This window comes from Hahella ganghwensis DSM 17046, assembly GCF_000376785.1.
Lineage (GTDB): Bacteria > Pseudomonadota > Gammaproteobacteria > Pseudomonadales > Oleiphilaceae > Hahella > Hahella ganghwensis.
In genome coordinates this window covers 1-14814 of the sequence record NZ_AQXX01000053.1, presented here as the reverse complement: position 1 = coordinate 14814, position 14814 = coordinate 1, and the positions used below count along the sequence as shown (strand labels likewise).

Sequence of the window (14814 nt, the reverse complement as noted above, 5' to 3'; positions counted from 1 at the left end):
CTTACGCTTCTTATTCTGGTATTCAGCTTCGGAGAAAGTCATCTGATCCATGGATAGTATTCCTGATGAGTGAAGTTGGCCGTATTATGACTGATTTGGGGAGTTATTCAGAGCCTCCTTAGCAAAGAATCGCCCATTACCAAAACTGAAAGAGCTAGGCCAAGAAGTGATATATCCCTGATAAAATATGGAAGCTCGAATGGATAAAGTGTAGGAAGCCCGAACCAAAGAAATGTACCTAAATATGATACTGAAATCAAAGCAAAAAAATTGAGACAGCATCTAAAAAAATAGACTTTATACCTTTCGATACTATATATATTGAAACCGCAGCCCAAAACACACTTAAAGGCACATACAAAACCAACAATAAAACAAAGTCACCACTATCACCGAATACCGCCTCATTCAGTTCTCGCCTCCTCATATAAATATATACAAAAGACTTACCAATTATAGCAGCGCTCAATATATATAAAATAAGCCAACAATCTCATATTACACTCTATTTGGAAGAGGCCCTCTAACAAAAATTTCTGTTCCGACAACTAGCTTTTGGGTGCGCTATTCTGCTCTAGACGGGCACTCCCAATACCCTTCTAACATCACCCTCAGAAACACGTCAATTTTCATTATGTGTCCTGATACCTCAATAGGCTTACGGAAGAATACACGATAGCAGGCTGCCAGTATTCCACAGAACTCCCCTCGCCACATCCCCAACATCCGGTTAGAATACGCCACCAGCATCACTATGCAGCTATCGCTTTTGTCATAGTTTTTCACACATCAACCAGTCCCTTTTTCTATGCAGCTTACCGAAGAACAGCGTCAGATCATCGAAGCGGACTTTGAGCACTCTGTGATCACTGCCGTTGCCGGAAGCGGCAAGACTACGACGCTGGCTCACCGTATCTGTTATTTGCTCTCACAGGGACATGACCCTCGTCGGCTTCTGGTATTGATGTTCAATCGTGCGGCGAAGGAAGACTTCGAGAAAAAACTGATTCAGGTGGCGGATAACCGTTTTCACGGTCTTCCTGAAGTCAGGACCTATCATGCCATGGGGCTTCGCCTTTATCGGCGGTTTATCCAGGAAGGGGTGCTGAATCAATATGTCGGAGATATTCTCTCTGAACAGGAAATCCATTATCAGTTGTGGACGCTGCTGCGCCGACTGGCACCGGAATCGCAGCATGATGCCGTAAAGCGAAACAAGAAAGACTACATTGAACTGACTGCTACCCTGCTGGACCTGAGTAAAACCACGTTACAGCCACTTGAACTGACGTTCGAACAGCTCAACTACCCTAAACAGCATGCTTTCTTGAAAGACGTCGTTCAGGCGTTTGAACACTGGCGCAAACAGGAAGCCCGAATCACCTTTGCCGATATGCTGTACGAGCCGGTCAAAGCGCTGTCCGAACGCCCTGAGTTGCAAAGCCTGATCGCCAATAAAATGGATATGATTCTGGTGGATGAGTATCAGGACACCAACGAGATCCAACATCTGCTACTGGGATATATTGCAGGACAGCGGGCTCGAGTGACCGTGGTCGGTGATCCTGACCAGACCATCTATGAGTTTCGCGGCGCTCAACCGGAGTTTATCCTGAACCGTTTTGCGGAAGAGTTTGAGAGCCCGAGAGATTTCACGCTTTCCTACACCTTTCGCTACGGTCATCAGGTGGCGCTTTTGGCCAATCACCTGATTACCCACAACACCGGGCGTAAGGATGTTCTTTGCCGGTCTCACCCGTCCACCCCCACCACTCAGGTGCATTCCGTAGCATGCCTGGATGAAACCAAAAACCTGATCGCGGACCTTAAAGCCCTTCAGGGTAATGGAACGGCATTAAAGGATATCGCGATTCTTTTCCGAGTCTGGTCCCAGGCTGTCGGGATTGAACTGGCTTTGCTTGCGGCCAGTATTCCTTACCACATTGATCACGGTAAGGGGGCTTTGGCCAATCGTGAGCTGAATCAAGTATTAGCCCTTCTGGAACTGAGCTCCGGACGCATCATGCAATACCACACCGAGCGACGTGCAGAGATGTTCGTCAGCCTCTTGCGCTTCCCACATGTTGGTCTGAAAGATGACCTGATTCGTGAACTCGCGGCTCTGTTGTCACAACAATCAAGCGACTGGAGCGATACATTATTAGAGTGGATTCCCGAATCCCTGCACGCCATTCAGAAGCGCAAACTCCGGCATACCGCCATGGCATGGCAACAGGCCGTCATTTCCCAGGCTTCAGCCGCTGATATTTTACGACGCTATGTTGATGATACCGACTTGTTCAAGAATCTTGAGGAACTGGCGCTCACCCACGAGAATGCAGATGAACGGGTCAACCATGTTTTGGCTGTGGAGCACTATCTGCGTACTCTGAACCAACCCTCAACAGAAGCACTGGAACACTTTGATGAGTTACGTCACAGGGCTCAGAGTCAGGAAAAAAACGCGGGGGTGACTCTGGCAACGATGCATCGAACCAAAGGCCTTGAATGGCCCATCGTGATGATTCAGGGCCTGAATGAACAATATCTTCCCTACACTTTACGCAGCAACGAAGACATTGGCGCCCATCTGCAAGCCGAAAGACGCTTGCTTTATGTCGCAATGACCCGCGCCAAGCAGGCGCTTTATCTGTATCGCCCGGGGACCAATCACCCGACCAGCAAAGATACTCACCCAAGCCGCTTTCTGGCAGAAATGCATACTGAACTGTCAATGGCTGCCGGGCTCTATCTGGATGAGGGCAAAAATACGGGCAACGAAAAGGATCATGTCAAAGACTCGCCGGATCAGGAGATATTCCTGAGCCCCAAACCTCTGACACCAGTGCTGAAACGCTACCTGGACTGGCACCAGGTTCGCTGCCAGGCACCAGAACGTGCTGCTGTCCCGGAATCACGGGAACTATGGCACTATCCGAAGTTACGGCATGCGGTACTGGGTTCAGGCACAGTGCTGGGTGACCTTGATGACGCCTTTGAAATGGCCTTCAGTGATGGCAGCAAAATGACGTTCAGCAAAAAGAGCGCGCATCTATACTTTGTGGTGGAAGAAGAGGTGGGTGAAGGAACCATGGAAGATGTCACGGTAAAAAAGGAAGCTATGGACGACAAAGCAGTAAAATCTGCAACCATCCATTAGCAGGAATGAACAAACAGATATCGTTAATTAATTCCCGCCGTAGTCTATAAAAACCACAGCGCAACCAGGATTCCCAAAGCAAAGCCCAATGCAAACGGATATAGCCATGGGTTCCCCCCCTCTCTGGAAGGCGTGACAACCGCTTCTCGCTGATCCCGTTCCCATTGCAGGATAATGGCACGAGCCTGCTCGTAATCCACATCGTTTACTGCAACACGGACCATCCCCGAAACCGGCAGATCACCGATTCCCCCCTGAAGATACTCTCCCTGAACGAAGCTGTTGATACCTTCCGCCTGAAGCACACCATTGACTACATGGGCTTCTAGCATATTGCTGGCTTCAAAGACATGACGCATAGGCTCATCCCCTCAAGAATCAGGCGGCTACCAATAGGTACTTTATTTACCTGATAACTAATAACTTAGCACAGCTCTATGAACAGGCGAAATATCGGGCTTTCAGTCACAAACTGTTCAGACGCTCAGCCAGAGCTTCAGAAAAGGCTCTGACCAAGGCACTCTGTGCTTTAACGGCACTTTCCGTATTCGAACCGGCAGGCATTGAACGGGAAAATTCACCAGACGCCAGGATCTGGTTTTGTTGAATCCAGGCCCAACTCACTTCCAGCCGTGAAATTCCTCCCAACTGGCTGTCAAAGCGCATGATATCCGCCTGCAGAGAAACACTTGAAGGGAGACTGACAAAGCTTGGGTAGCGGACAAAACGGGAACCCGGCTTCAAGTTCGCCAGATTTTTAAGCAACGCGATCTGGAACTCGTCTTCGATCTTGCCTCCCCATTGTTCCAGCTTGGCAACCTCATATTCCGACTCAGAAACACGGGTAACAACCGACGATCGCTGCAGGTAATCGGCGAAGTTCAGTGGGCCTATCACATAAACGTTTTCCGAAAGGCGGCTATGATCCGAATCTGAACCCAAAGAGGGCAATGGTTGCGAAGAAAGTAAATAGTAGCGACTGTTTGCCGAAGGTTGTGTCAAAGTGCATGAGATCAGCAATCCAGACACGAGCAGTATCAGGGCCGATCTCATGCCCGCCCACGCCCACTTATGTAGCACGCTGTCGGTGGCCGGCGGTTGCTCCATCTGAATCATCATTGTTTTCTCCAACTGTCCCGACTAATGATTATCTTTGCTTCCCGGTCAGCAAAGATTCAGGGTTACGCTCCAGAGTTTCCGCCAACTGTCGGACCTGTTCAGAAGCACGATTAAGAGACTGCAATGCCCGAATCAGCGTGACAGAAACTTCCGAGCCCGGTTCCACCAACTTTTGGTAAACCTTCAGTGTTGAGTCGACCTGCGTCAGGGTACGATCAAACTTTTCCAGACTCGCGACACCCGATTGCAATAATTCATCCCCTGTCGATATAGCTTTTTCGCCTTTTTCGGCCATTGACACCATTCTCGCCGACATCGCCTGCATGGCGTCCATAGTGAGCACCATTTCCTCAAGAAGCTTTTCTTTGTTCCCATCAAGCTCCCTGGTAATACTGTTCAGGTGCGCCATTGTCTCGGCAAAGTCCTGAAGAGACTGCTTCACACTGCGGTGACCAATCAGAACCCGTAAATCAGCAATTAATGCACTCAGGTCTTCTGTCATTTTCTGGAGCGGGATATTACTGACCTGAGTGGCAACGGACTTCACTGTATCCGTGATAATTTCATAATCTGTCTGCACGGTGGGGATGCTATGCCGGGAGTTAATCGAGCGGGTTGTGTAACCTTCAAGGTCTGGAAAATAATCCAGCTGGATTTCCAGCAGTCCCGTCAGAATGCTCTGGGCAACCAACTGAGCTTTTAATCCCTTGGCGATCTGGTTATTGAGGAAGTCTTCAACCTCATCCTCACTTGCCAACGCATCGCTTTGCTGGGGGATGATCTTTCCTGAGACGACAATAATGATATTGGTATCCGGTGAGGACAGATGGAAATCAATACTGGTCACCTCACCAACTTTAACGCCGCGATAAGTGATTGGGGCACCAATGTTCAAGCCCTTCACATCGGCGGTAAATACCATCTGCACCGGATACTCGTTCTTGATAAGATTCCCTGAACCAAATACCAATACGCCGATGACCAGGGTTACTATCGCCCCGATAGAAAACAAACCAATCATACGTGCACTTACAGGTGCAGACATATCACGCAGACTCCCAGACTCAATTCTGCTTCACGGGCATTTCTCCCCGTCGTAAAAAACGCTGCACTTTTGGATTATCGCAGTGATCCAAAAGATCCTTAGGATGCCCACAGGCAAGCATTGTCTTGCTTTCAGCATCCAGAAAAACGGCATTGGTGGCGATGGCAAAAATACTCGCAAGCTCGTGGGTGACGATAACAATCGTTGAATTCAGACTGGCACTCAGTTCCAGAATCAGGTCATCCAGCAATCTGGCACTAACCGGGTCCAGTCCGGCGGAAGGCTCGTCAAAAAAAAGCACCTCCGGATCCAGCGCGATAGCTCTTGCCAGGGCCGCCCGCTTCAACATACCACCACTGATCTCTGAAGGATAATAGTCTTCAAATCCGGATAACCCCACCATGGCCAGCTTAAGTTCGACAAGTTCACGAATTTCCCGGGGAGCCAAATCTGTATAGAGCTCCAGCGGCATACCGACATTTTCGGCCAGGGTCAGTGAGCTGACCAGTGCCCCAGCTTGATAGGAAACCCCAAAGCCCTGCAACATTTCCCGGCGTCGAGCCGATGAAACCTCCCACAGACTTTCACGATTGACCATAATCTGGCCTTCCGCGGGTTCATAGAGTCCAATCATGTGCTTCAGTAGCGTGCTCTTGCCACACCCACTTCCTCCCATCAGGATGAAAATGTCTTGCCGATTAACCACAAAGTTAAGCCCCTGCTGGATAAGCTTATGGCCATACTTCATGGTCAAATCACAAACTTCTATGTGAGACTCAGGCTTTGCCATTCAATCCCCAGTCGCTCGTCATATGTCCAATACCGTTGTCAGAATTGTCACTAGAGAATCGAATACAATAATCAATACAATCCCCATGACAACAGCTGATGTCGTCGCCGCACCAACCGCCGTGGCACTGCGGCCGGAGTTCATTCCCATATAGCAACCTGAAAGTGCCACCAGAACTCCAAAAATGACGCTCTTCACCAAACCTATCGTAAAGTGAACCAGCGGCACCGAATGACTGATCTGTTGAAAATAGATGCTCCAGGATAAATCCAGCATGGTGACACTGACGAGCCCACCACCCAATATTCCCATAAGGTTGGCGTAAATTGTCAGTAAGGGCATCATCAGTACTAGCGCCGCCATTCGAGGAGCCACTAGGAATTCCATAGGAGAAATCCCCATCGTCTTGAGGGCATCCACCTCTTCATTGACCTGCATACTGCCCAATTGTGCGGCGTAGGCGGCTCCGGTACGCCCGGCCATGATAATGGCCGTCATCATGGCCGCCATTTCCCTGGCCATGGAAAGTCCCACGAGATTAGCCACGTAGATACTGGCGCCGAACTTCTCCAGCTGCACAGCTCCGACAAAGGCGAGAATCATTCCAATAAGCACACTGATCAGAGTGACAATACCCAGTGAGGACGGACCTGCATCCTGCAGAAAAAACAACAGATCTTCCCGGCGGTAAACCGCCTTCCCCAAAACAAAGCGGTGGCAGGCAAACAGCGATTCACCGAGAAAATCAACAAAGCGCAAAAACTCCCGAAAAATCCAGACGACACGTAGGCCTATTCGATCTACAAATGACCAATGGGTGTGTTTTCTGGAACTTCCAGTCGATTTTGGTACCGCCGTTGCCAGGGACAGCATGCGAACGGCTCCTTCAGGAAGGGACTGATGATCAAGAATCAGCGATTTTTTCCTGGCCAGATTTGTCAGCTGGAAAAGAAAAGAAACCAGCGCACTGTCCCACTTACCCAGACTCTGTCCGTCTACCACGATTTTTTTGATTTGGACGGATTCATCCAATACTCGGGTAATGGGGCCACGATCTACAGCTGGCTGGTGGATACTCCAGTCGCCGCTCAACTGCACCAGCAGAAGATTATTGTTAACGGTCAGGTTCACCTGTTCTGACATGGTCCTTTCCAGGGATGACATAGACGACTACACGGTCATTTATGATTATAGCCATAGGCTTCAATGGAGGTTGGCCGTGTTTCCAAAGGAAACTGACTACTGCTGACGAACACCGTACAACTGTGCGTACAATCCTTCCTGGGCCAATAGTTCGCTGTGGCTCCCCTCTTCTGCAATCTGACCTCCGTCAAACACATACACCCGATCAGCTTGCTTCACGGCAGAAAGACGGTGGGCAATAATGATCGTGGTACGATGTTGCAGGAAGTCGGCCAGTGCTTCATGTAAGCGGAATTCCGTTTCTGCGTCCAGTGCTGATGTCGCTTCGTCCAGAATAACCACTTTAGGGTTGGCAAGTATCATACGGGCAACTGCCAGACGTTGTTTCTGACCACCGGACATTCGCACCCCCTGACGACCCAATTCGGTATCGAGCCCCTGTGGCATACGACTGATGACATCATCCAGTTGAGCGACTGTCAGTGCGTCCCAGAGCTCAGCATCACTATGCTCATGGCCAAGACTTAGATTCTCCCGAACACTGGCATTGAATAACGATGGATGCTGTAGCACCGTCACCACATTCTGGCGCACCCGGGCATGTCCAATATCTTCAATGGGCACACCACCATATTTCACCTTGCCCTGTGAAGGGCTGTACATACCGAGCAATACCTGTACTAGAGTAGACTTGCCGCCACCACTGGCACCTACCAGTGCCACTTTCTCTCCAGGGACAATGTTGACTGAGACTCCTCTGAGCACTTCCTGCCCGCTTTGATAAGCGAAATGTACATTTTCAACGTCAACGGACACCGTGCGTCGATTCAGGAAAGGATCTTCTCGCGCCGGGTAAACCGGTTCCAAATTCAGCGCCAGTAACTCATTGACTCTCTGCAGAGCAGCTTTAGCGGCAAAATAGTTGTATTGCATCCCCAGTATTTCCTGAACCGGAACCATCATGAACCAAAGGTAGCCGAATATCGCAAACATATAGCCAATGGAAAGATCAGAGAAAAGCACGGTCAACATAGCGGTCGCCCGAAAAATATCGACGCCGAACAGAAACAACATAAAGCTGAAACGATTGGCCGCATCACTTTTCCATTCATACTGGACAGCATGTTCACGGACATTTCTCGCGTGTCCGACCAGTCTAGTCAGATAGTGTTCCTCACGATTGGCCGCCCGTATCTGATGAATGGCATCCAGGGTTTCGGTCAGCGCCTCCTGAAAGACCTCAAAAGCCCGGTTTTCTCTGCGTTTAAGTTCCTTCACCTTCTTGCCGAGACGGGTGGTCAGGTAAATCACAAACGGGTTACACAGAATCACCAGCAATCCCAGTTTCCAATGCACCCAAAGTAGAATCAGGGCTGTGCCGACAATCGTCAGCAAGGCCACCAGAAATCGACTGATGGTAATCCCCAAAAACTGGTCAATCGTATTCAGATCTGTCACAAAACGGGACGCTACCGACCCACTCCCCAAGGCCTCATATTCGGCCATGGAAATAAATTGAAGACGCCGAAGCAGTCCCGACCTGATTCGATACACAATATCTTTGGCAATAATGGCAAACTGACGGCCCTGCCAGACATTCATCACCAGAGATAGCGAACGCAGAATCAATGCGCCAACCACCATTACCGCCACATAAAAAATCGGGCCATGTAGATTTTCAGGGGTAAGACTGTTGATAAAAGGGATAACCGGCCCCGCTTCTTCCAATAGCACCTCATCCACTAACAAGGGCAATAACAGGGGTACCGGAACAGCGGCCAGAGTTCCAAGAATGGCAATAATATTGGCTTTGATCAGCTCCCGACGATGCTTCAACACCAACGTCTTGATATATCCCCAACTGTATCGTGCAGGCAACTCCTGCAAGGGTTTGACTGGTTTTGATGATCGGGAAGCAGAACTCGACTCAGACATAAATTCGCTTGATTGACACAAATAACAGACTAACTGATGGCAAATCCGATGATATCCGGCATTTTGCACTCTGATAGGTGCAGTGTACTCGAATAAATGCCAAAACCCGATAACGAGGATCAATTTGTCAGGAAATCTTTCATGACGATCATGTCAGATTGGCCGGCGAAAGCACTAACCGGCATGCGAATGCAGCTCTCTTCAAGGGAACCTGAAGAAATAAAGTCCAGCGGGTGAGAGTTCGAGCAGTGGCAAAATATCAAATCAAGCAAGTAGCACTATTTGACCTGATAGACCTCACTCTCCGGATGAAAGGCCATCCATGCGAACCAGAAGGCGATGACACTGGCGAGTTCTTTCCCTTCATTATCAAACACCTGCGCCGTTTTGTGGTCGTCCTGATAGTGGATACGAATTTGCTCATCGCCAATCGTGTCAGTAAACGATGCATTGCCCTTGCGCAGCTCAATAAAAGGATAGACCTTGCTGACACCGTTCAGCTCAACGCCGAGGACAGGCTCTTTAGGATGGTAGCGGCGATCCATGGTACTGACGGGGAAATAGACATATCTTGATGTCTGATAATCTGGATAGGGAGTTTTATCGTAGTTCCGCCGATGACCCGTTTCCATCGATAGCACTTTCGAATCAGGATATCGGCTGCGCCAGTCAGCCCAGGTTGTATGCAAGACCGGTATGGATTCGAGCTCTTTTCCCTTTAAAAGGCCCGCGACCGCACGCCCTTCAATTTGCGACCATAAAGACTCGGTATCCCTGTCATACATCAATAGATCACTGTTATAGAGCAGCCCCGAAACGCCAAACTCAACCGACTGCCCATCAATCTCTCCTGAAAATGCCATGCCGGTTCCGCATAACGGGCAAAAACTGACGATCACTGAGCGACCTGCGAATCTGTCGTTCACAATTTCATGATAATTCAATATCCGAATCGGATAGGCACGCTGAATTCCGGCATGGTTAATCCCCAGAATCCGGTCTTCATCTTCCAGAAAATCTGCCTGGTCGAGAGATAGAAATCGAGGATTATCGATGGAAGGAATACCGTCTCTGGGCGGCCCACCCTGCATAATTTCATTGATCGGGACTAACGAATCATCAATATTGAACCCATTGAGCGCTTCGCTGTGAACCTCTGCCACCCAAACGGTGCAAACGAATAAAGACCATAATGTAGGGAAAATAAAGCCGCGCATGATAAGAGAATTCCCTTAGTTGAGCTTTATCTTTATGACCGAGGTTCATGACAAAAGTTCAGACGAATATTCACGCTTCCTGACAGAACTCAACGACGATTCGGCGTCCAGGCCCAGACCATTTCAGCCAACACCGGCTCTTTGTTCTCAGCATCGGTTATGGATACTGCAACAGTAATCTCGCCTTTTTCCTGGGTCCGAATCGCCTCAACCTGCTCCTCCGTCAACCGGGCTTCAGCTCTCATATCGCCAGTGGATCGTTTTACGTAATCAAGTTTCATGGTCTTAATAACAGGAACTGACGAATCAGGTATGTTCATACCAACCACAAACCCGGTCGCAGTTTCGGCAATCAGTGCGTTGGCGACCGCATGGACAGAACCGATATGGTTTTGCACCCGTTTACGATTCTTCAAAGTCACCACACAGCGCTGATCTGAGAGCTCTTCTACTGTGGCATTCGCCGTCCCGACAAACTTCACCGTTTTACCGAAGAAGGTAGTCAATGCTCGGGATCTGGCAAACCTCGGCAACAGATTGATTTTACTTACTATTCTATTTAGTTGATTCATTCTTTGACCTGACTTTTCTTATACCAGTGATGAAAATGCGAACTAAGACTATCGAAAAAAACGCAGGGAAAGAAGGCTGTTTCATCATAAAGTGAATCAAAGTTCACGCGCGATCTGATAACCCCATCACTTTTGATTTCATTACCCGCTCTCTATAATGTGGCCGATTCATCAACTGGGAAGAATAAGATGAGCGATCTGAAACAAGCATTTGAAGAAGCACTGAATTACGTTAAAACGGCTGAGGGTGGCGATTTTCAACCATCCAATGAAATGAAACTGGATATGTACGCGCTGTATAAGCAGGCGACAGAGGGAGACGTTTCCGGAAGCCGTCCTGGCATGATGGATTTTGTTGGCCGTGCCAAGTATGACGCCTGGGCCAAACTCAAAGGCCTGAGTAACGACGATGCCATGCAGCGCTATGTGGATACCATTGAAGATCTGAAAAAGCGCTTCGGCGGTTGATCACGTTTATCAAAGACGTAATCTAAAAGTTGGCGATCTGAAACAGAGGTGTGTTGATAAAACATGCCTCTGTTCCTGTTAACATTTCTTAATGGTGATAAAAGCTGCGAAGCGGTCTTTTCATATCACCGTCACAGAATCCAAATAGAATAAAAACACAATTTGGTTAAGGAATATTTGACCATGGATTCAGCTGAACTCTTTATTCAGTCCAATCATGATCTTTATGTCGATCTTCAAAACGCGATCAAAGAAGCGGGCTTTAGCACCCGCACCCAGCACAACTATATTCACTGGATCGCTCGCTTTCTGTCCTTCCATCAGCATAAGTCTGCCAGCGAGCTGAGTGAAAGTGACGTACTGAGGTTTCTGAAATATGTTGCCACACAACTAAAAGCCTCACCCGCCAAGTGCAGGCAGGCGCTTCAGGCATTAGTGTTTATGTACCAGACTGTCTTGAAACGCCCGCTGCCGATATTAGCGACCGCTAACCAACCTTGATCTGCCTGCTATCTTGGTGTCACGTCAAGAACATCATAAATGGATCGAGTTGGTGTCACCTGAGGTAAACGTATTTCCGGCAAGGATGCCTGAGGTACTGGCGCTATCGTGAACTCGTCTTTAAGCAACTCTTCACTGGAAAGGTTATTTCGCTGCCGCAATTCCCCGGAGGCTTCCATCTCTTCCCCTGCCGCAGGCGCGTCCAGAGCTCCGCCAATAACAGCATCCGCTAACCCATCCGAATCCAGAGACGTTAACCCGAGAGTCTCAATGGTGCTTTTTTCCTGAAATGACGGAAACGGCTCTTCAGAGTCCTTGCCAGCGGCGACAGAGGTGGTGGAAATACAAATTCCCGCAACCAGAGCAGCCGGTCTCAGCCAGTCAGATACACGAAAGAAGGAGGTAACAGACATATTGATTCCCTGCACTGGATCAGTGTAAACATGACCATTTTATAGTCACTCAGGGAAGTTTCATGAGAAATGTGAAGGGTTCGTGAACCGGTTCACAGGTGTGAACCGGTGCGAGAATTGATCAGCCTGCACTACCAATCAGAATACGCTTTCTCAGATACCAGAATTCGCTGTCGTTAAAACTGCTTTTGCGACGCTCCGGCAAATACTTTCCCTGGCCTGATCTTGCTGCACGCGGATCCCTGAATATACTGTTCGTATCAGTGTCCTGGATGACAGGACGTTTAGCTACCACTTGCATGACTCACCTGCATGAAAGATTGAAATCGATTATCAGTTTATCTATTCACTGACAGACTTCAATTTACTGAGCCCAGGTTTAACAATCTCTAACGATTGCCGGCCAAAAACCCTCCTTGGATTTCACAGAAAAGCTCAGAAACTTTTCATTCCTCATAATCTATCGCAAGCACATAGTAAGTTCGCTTGCCTTCAGGTGTCACAATAAATACCTCATCATCTACCTGCTTTTTCAGTAAAGCGCGACCAAGCGGCGCATCAATGCTGATAGAGCCATTTTTCACATCAAACTCGTCTGGACCGACTATTCGATATCGCAGTTCCTGGCCGTCTTCATCTTCCAGCGACACCCAGGCACCAAAATAAATGCGGGATGTGTCATCCGGTTTACGATCAATGACCTGCAGGTTTTCGAGTCGCTTGGAAAGGTATCTTACTCTTCTGTCAATTTCACGAAGCTGTTTCTTGCCATAGATGTATTAGAACCCCACAGTAAATGTACTATTTTATTGTTGTCATTTGATGATTTTTGCCCTTATTGTTTGTTAAGTGCTCAGATTGTTGGGGTTGAGGTGTCTGGGAAGGTAGTGTTTATACTATTTGTAGGAGGGGCTGTGGCGAAATATGCAATAAAGATAAGAACTCGATATAGAAATGATCAAACCAGTAGAGAACTAGCTTTACCTGCAATTTATACCGAAAGCGGCTTATTGATCTCTCATTTGCGGTATTTGGCTGACAATTCCTATAAAAGTGGCTCTTGGCTCGATCGCTCAGTATTTGCAGTGATGTTATTGATTCGATACATCAATGCTAATCAGTCGGTATTTGAAGATGCCACCAGCCTGTTACGATCATTTTCACAATGCCTTAGTTTGGGAACGGTCAACCCCTCTACTCTTGAGGATGAAAGTCGGCTCTACTGGTCTCCAAGGTCCTCCGAGGACGCAAATACCTTACTCGGTCATATCACTACTTATACCGATTGGCTCTCTGATCAGCCTGAGTATGATCAACAACGAATTAATAAATTTCGCAAAGCAACATCAGTTGAACAGCGTCTAAATTGGTGTGCTTATTACCATAAACATGCTCGAGTATTTCTTAACCACCTCTACTTACCGAATTCGCCTACGTCCTCATTGAATCATGTCCGCCAGGTTCAAACTCATCAGAGAGCTTCTATTCAAGTCGCTACGACAAAGCGTTTTCCTACCTCTGAGATTCGAAGATTACTGGATAGAGGTATGGTCAAGCCAAAAGCTGGGGTTGACCAGGAGGGCAAGTGCATACCGGATTACAAGAACCAAGCGATCACATTACTGATGCATTATGGCGGAGTCAGGAAGAGTGAGGTGTTTCATCTTTATCTAAACGATATCCATGTCGACCGGCAGCGTTCTGAAGCTATTGTAAGAATCTTCCATCCTAGCGAGGGTATCTCACCAGATTCCCGTTATGGAAATCGTCGAGAGTATTTGATGAGAGAGTTTGGACTAAAACCACGTACAGATTATGCGAAGTCAGAGCGGCTTCATTCTGGTTGGAAAGGACCTTTACTTACGGATAAACGCAAGTTCTTTCAGGTACAGTTTTTCCCTCCAGAAAAAGCTGCAGAGTTTCTTTTGGTTTGGAGAGATTACTTACTTCATCAGAGAGTTGAGCCTAGTAGCTTGTCTGACCATCCATATGCATTCACGAATAGTAAAGGACAACCTGAGACTTTAAAGAATTTTCAAAGACAGCATCAAAACGCTGTTAGGCGAATTGGTCTGGAACACTCTAAATCTATCGGTACCACAGAGCATGGGCATCGCCATGCTTATGGCTATCGTTTGGCGAACCATGGTTTCTCTCAAGTCGAAGTTCAAAAGGCGATGCATCACAAAAGTAAGCGTCCGGTAACCCCATCTTGAGCGCGCTACCAACTGACTGGATAGTGTCCACTTATTTTTTAGTGGACACTTGTTATGATTGTCATAAGCGCACCTCGCTCCTCCAGAAAACGTCGCCAATATTCCGCAGAATTTAAAGCTAAGATTATTGCTGCCTGCCAACAGCCGGGGGTCTCTGTTTCTGCCATCGCTCTGGATAACGGGCTCAATGCCAATCTGGTTCGACGCTGGATCAGCGACGCGAAGAAACTCGGCT

16 protein-coding genes are annotated in these 14814 nt (G+C 48.1%); 5 read left to right on the top strand and 11 right to left on the bottom strand.

Features of this window, described 5'->3' with window-relative positions; genetic code table 11:
* The first annotated feature begins 808 nt into the window (after window positions 1-808).
* The gene (locus F566_RS0101720; RefSeq protein ID WP_020405253.1) at window positions 809-3160 is read left to right on the top strand and encodes an ATP-dependent helicase; all 2352 of its coding nucleotides are present in this window, start codon (window positions 809-811) and stop codon (window positions 3158-3160) included.
* 44 nt (window positions 3161-3204) lie between these two features.
* Here F566_RS0101720 and F566_RS0101715 read toward each other — a convergent pair whose 3' ends face one another.
* The 8 genes from F566_RS0101715 to F566_RS0101680 all read right to left on the bottom strand — a co-directional run bounded on the left by F566_RS0101715 (window position 3205) and on the right by F566_RS0101680 (window position 10981).
* On the bottom strand, window positions 3205-3519 hold the full coding sequence (locus F566_RS0101715) for a putative signal transducing protein (protein ID WP_020405252.1): 315 nt from the start codon (window positions 3517-3519) through the stop codon (window positions 3205-3207).
* A 106-nt stretch (window positions 3520-3625) separates the two neighbouring features.
* Window positions 3626-4279 (bottom strand): PqiC family protein, encoded by a 654-nt coding sequence (locus F566_RS0101710; RefSeq protein ID WP_020405251.1) that lies wholly within the window; start codon window positions 4277-4279, stop codon window positions 3626-3628.
* A gap of 28 nt (window positions 4280-4307) precedes the next feature.
* Window positions 4308-5324: an MlaD family protein gene (locus F566_RS0101705; protein ID WP_020405250.1), complete on the bottom strand. Its 1017-nt coding sequence runs from the start codon at window positions 5322-5324 to the stop codon at window positions 4308-4310.
* 19 nt (window positions 5325-5343) lie between these two features.
* Window positions 5344-6114, bottom strand: a complete 771-nt coding sequence (locus F566_RS0101700; protein ID WP_020405249.1) for an ABC transporter ATP-binding protein — start codon at window positions 6112-6114, stop codon at window positions 5344-5346.
* An 18-nt stretch (window positions 6115-6132) separates the two neighbouring features.
* Window positions 6133-7257 (bottom strand): MlaE family ABC transporter permease, encoded by a 1125-nt coding sequence (locus F566_RS0101695; RefSeq protein WP_020405248.1) that lies wholly within the window; start codon window positions 7255-7257, stop codon window positions 6133-6135.
* Between the two features lie 96 nt (window positions 7258-7353).
* Window positions 7354-9192 carry an ABC transporter ATP-binding protein gene (locus F566_RS0101690; RefSeq protein WP_051085238.1) on the bottom strand — a complete coding sequence of 613 codons (1839 nt, stop codon included), beginning with the start codon at window positions 9190-9192 and terminating at the stop codon, window positions 7354-7356.
* Between the two features lie 278 nt (window positions 9193-9470).
* Complete coding sequence (locus F566_RS0101685) at window positions 9471-10409, bottom strand: DUF3179 domain-containing protein (protein WP_020405246.1); 939 nt, start codon at window positions 10407-10409, stop codon at window positions 9471-9473.
* A gap of 89 nt (window positions 10410-10498) precedes the next feature.
* On the bottom strand, window positions 10499-10981 hold the full coding sequence (locus tag F566_RS0101680) for a DUF4442 domain-containing protein (protein ID WP_020405245.1): 483 nt from the start codon (window positions 10979-10981) through the stop codon (window positions 10499-10501).
* Window positions 10982-11170: 189 nt separating this feature from the next.
* On the opposite strand from F566_RS0101680, the gene F566_RS0101675 reads away from it, so the two are divergent.
* Complete coding sequence (locus F566_RS0101675) at window positions 11171-11449, top strand: acyl-CoA-binding protein (protein WP_020405244.1); 279 nt, start codon at window positions 11171-11173, stop codon at window positions 11447-11449.
* A gap of 183 nt (window positions 11450-11632) precedes the next feature.
* Window positions 11633-11950 (top strand): site-specific integrase, encoded by a 318-nt coding sequence (locus tag F566_RS0101670; protein ID WP_020405243.1) that lies wholly within the window; start codon window positions 11633-11635, stop codon window positions 11948-11950.
* An 8-nt stretch (window positions 11951-11958) separates the two neighbouring features.
* On the opposite strand, the gene F566_RS31590 is transcribed toward F566_RS0101670, so the two are convergent.
* The 3 genes from F566_RS31590 to F566_RS36095 all read right to left on the bottom strand — a co-directional run bounded on the left by F566_RS31590 (window position 11959) and on the right by F566_RS36095 (window position 13031).
* Complete coding sequence (locus F566_RS31590; RefSeq protein WP_020405242.1) at window positions 11959-12363, bottom strand: hypothetical protein; 405 nt, start codon at window positions 12361-12363, stop codon at window positions 11959-11961.
* Between the two features lie 121 nt (window positions 12364-12484).
* Window positions 12485-12664 (bottom strand): hypothetical protein, encoded by a 180-nt coding sequence (locus F566_RS0101660; protein ID WP_020405241.1) that lies wholly within the window; start codon window positions 12662-12664, stop codon window positions 12485-12487.
* Window positions 12665-12809: 145 nt separating this feature from the next.
* Window positions 12810-13031 carry a GreA/GreB family elongation factor gene (locus F566_RS36095; RefSeq protein ID WP_342662519.1) on the bottom strand — a complete coding sequence of 74 codons (222 nt, stop codon included), beginning with the start codon at window positions 13029-13031 and terminating at the stop codon, window positions 12810-12812.
* 246 nt (window positions 13032-13277) lie between these two features.
* On the opposite strand from F566_RS36095, the gene gmtY reads away from it, so the two are divergent.
* Both gmtY and F566_RS0101645 read left to right on the top strand, forming a co-directional pair.
* Window positions 13278-14579 carry a gamma-mobile-trio recombinase GmtY gene (gene gmtY, locus F566_RS36090; protein WP_083920979.1) on the top strand — a complete coding sequence of 434 codons (1302 nt, stop codon included), beginning with the start codon at window positions 13278-13280 and terminating at the stop codon, window positions 14577-14579.
* A gap of 54 nt (window positions 14580-14633) precedes the next feature.
* Window positions 14634-14814 (top strand): transposase (locus F566_RS0101645; protein ID WP_020405238.1); only part of this gene is annotated, 181 nt, incomplete at its 3' end.

Excerpts from the sequence above, each read along its gene's own strand:
- F566_RS0101720 (WP_020405253.1), top strand. The coding sequence starts at position 809 with ATGCAGCTTACCGAAGAACAGCGTCAGATCATCGAAGCGGACTTTGAG.
- F566_RS0101715 (WP_020405252.1), bottom strand. The coding sequence starts at position 3,519 with ATGCGTCATGTCTTTGAAGCCAGCAATATGCTAGAAGCCCATGTAGTC.
- F566_RS0101710 (WP_020405251.1), bottom strand. The coding sequence starts at position 4,279 with ATGATGATTCAGATGGAGCAACCGCCGGCCACCGACAGCGTGCTACAT.
- F566_RS0101705 (WP_020405250.1), bottom strand. The coding sequence starts at position 5,324 with ATGTCTGCACCTGTAAGTGCACGTATGATTGGTTTGTTTTCTATCGGG.
- F566_RS0101700 (WP_020405249.1), bottom strand. The coding sequence starts at position 6,114 with ATGGCAAAGCCTGAGTCTCACATAGAAGTTTGTGATTTGACCATGAAG.
- F566_RS0101695 (WP_020405248.1), bottom strand. The coding sequence starts at position 7,257 with ATGTCAGAACAGGTGAACCTGACCGTTAACAATAATCTTCTGCTGGTG.
- F566_RS0101690 (WP_051085238.1), bottom strand. The coding sequence starts at position 9,192 with ATGTCTGAGTCGAGTTCTGCTTCCCGATCATCAAAACCAGTCAAACCC.
- F566_RS0101685 (WP_020405246.1), bottom strand. The coding sequence starts at position 10,409 with ATGCGCGGCTTTATTTTCCCTACATTATGGTCTTTATTCGTTTGCACC.
- F566_RS0101680 (WP_020405245.1), bottom strand. The coding sequence starts at position 10,981 with ATGAATCAACTAAATAGAATAGTAAGTAAAATCAATCTGTTGCCGAGG.
- F566_RS0101675 (WP_020405244.1), top strand. The coding sequence starts at position 11,171 with ATGAGCGATCTGAAACAAGCATTTGAAGAAGCACTGAATTACGTTAAA.
- F566_RS0101670 (WP_020405243.1), top strand. The coding sequence starts at position 11,633 with ATGGATTCAGCTGAACTCTTTATTCAGTCCAATCATGATCTTTATGTC.
- F566_RS31590 (WP_020405242.1), bottom strand. The coding sequence starts at position 12,363 with ATGTCTGTTACCTCCTTCTTTCGTGTATCTGACTGGCTGAGACCGGCT.
- F566_RS0101660 (WP_020405241.1), bottom strand. The coding sequence starts at position 12,664 with ATGCAAGTGGTAGCTAAACGTCCTGTCATCCAGGACACTGATACGAAC.